Consider the following 1756-nt stretch of genomic DNA (forward strand, 5'->3'; position numbering starts at 1 on the left):
CTGTAATACCGCGACCGTGCCCGGCCCGGTGCGGCCGGGTAGGTCGTGCACCGGCGCGAAGAGGTGCAAGCGCCACGGCGCCCGGCGGATGTCCAGCTGGTCGTCGGCGAGCCGGACCACAGCGTCCAGGCAGCCGCGCCAGCTGTCGTCGTCGAGCTGGTGACGGGTCACGCGGTCAGGCTCCAGCGCCGTCGTCACCCAGCTCGGATAGGTCCACCGCGATCCGTCGTCGATGCGGACGGTCAGGGCTCGGCATGCCTCGGCGCGGCTGCGGATAGCGTCGACCGCACGCTCGGAATCCGTTGGCGTGCTGGCGAATGCGTAGAGCAAAAACTGGTCGCTGGGGACCTTGGCCGACATCCAGTAGAACTGCGCGTCGACCGTTGCCATCCGGGCCGACATGTCCATGCTGACCACCGTTTCGGGCCGGTATCTCGTCACCCACCAGCGATACTATTCGAACATGTTATCGAGTTATAGCGCTCCCGCCGAGGCGAGCAGCGCGTTGTCCAGCGCGGTGGTCGAGAGCGCGGGAATGTCGAAATACGTCGTCAGGCCGTCGATCACCGGGACAGCAGAACTGATCTCCGCCGGGGTGAGTCCCAGATAGGCGTCGTGGCAGAGCAAGCAGACAGGGTTGGCTACGTCCGCCCATATGTCACCGTAGATGGTGTAGACGTAGGTGGCGTAGTCATTGTTGGGCGTGGTGTCGCCGACAAGGTTGCCCCAACCTAAAGCCTCAAGAACAAAAGCCGTCAGAGTGCCTGGCGCAGCGGTGTTATCGAGGAAGCCATCGATTGGGCCGGGGGCACCGTCCCACCCCGTTTGCGCACTGGACGTGTCGCCGACCTCAACGATACGGATGGCGTCCGACGGTATGCCGAAATTGATCAAGGTCGGTTCGGCGTTATTGCAGACCACCGCACCCTGCGAGTAACAGAACAATGTCAACGGATCTGCCGCATTAAACACGCCCAGGTAGTAGTCCAGGACCGCCCCGGTGGTCAGGGCATATTGTCCAGCGAGCACCGATGGACCGAAGTCATCTGATGCCGGATAGAACGGCAGATCTACCGCAATTCCGGCGGGGCTGAACCCGTTGGGCTCGAGGTACAGCGCCTCGGCATCTGCGATGTAAGTAGCGTTCGGGCTGGCTATCCCGGTCGGTCCAACGATGACCGCAAGATCCGAACCGGACAGGAGGCCGGCGCCATCAAGGCTGTCGGCATGGGCCACCCCGGCCCCAAATACGGCGATCAAACCGAACAAGAGGATAAGAATCGTTTTTCTCACGAGTTATCACCCCGCCCCCTGGTCGCCCAACGCGTTTTGCTGCACGGAGCATAATGCCCACGCAGCCACCCCGACCATCCTTTGAACCAACTCGCCCTTCGATCGCGCCGATTTGCTTCGCGATCAATCCCCCTACCATCCCACCTCGCAGAGTTACAAGACTGCAGAGCAAGGTAATTCACTGATATCGAGCATGTGTAGCTCCACCGACCAGACACCGTGAGCGGCAACGCATCGCAGGCAGCCGTGACGGCGAAACCGAAGGATCTCACCCGCCTCGACACGGTCAACACCGCGCCAATACTTTCCACCACCCCAAAAACTGCAGCGCGACGAAGACGACGACGACGCTTAGCTGCTCGGGCACACGCCTTCCCGCGCTTGCGCGGTCAATTCGTCGCACCGGGGCAGTACACGGTGATGGCGTCTTGCATGAACGGCCGCACCTGCGCAACCGTTAAGC

Annotated in this window: 2 protein-coding genes and 1 pseudogene; 1 reads left to right on the forward strand and 2 read right to left on the reverse strand. The window is 62.2% G+C overall.

From position 1 onward, the window contains the following. Window positions 1-402: pseudogene (locus WBF82_RS14940) on the reverse strand (DUF1298 domain-containing protein); the annotation flags it as partial. A gap of 72 nt (window positions 403-474) precedes the next feature. Next, window positions 475-1293 (reverse strand): hypothetical protein, encoded by an 819-nt coding sequence (locus WBF82_RS14945; protein WP_424383776.1) that lies wholly within the window; start codon window positions 1291-1293, stop codon window positions 475-477. A gap of 219 nt (window positions 1294-1512) precedes the next feature. Here WBF82_RS14945 and WBF82_RS14950 point away from each other — a divergent pair. Then, window positions 1513-1756, forward strand: a 244-nt coding sequence (locus tag WBF82_RS14950; RefSeq protein ID WP_424383777.1) for a hypothetical protein, incomplete at its 3' end; no start/stop codon positions are given.

The sequence above is a fragment of the Mycobacterium sp. genome (assembly GCF_049673265.1).
Lineage (GTDB): Bacteria > Actinomycetota > Actinomycetes > Mycobacteriales > Mycobacteriaceae > Mycobacterium.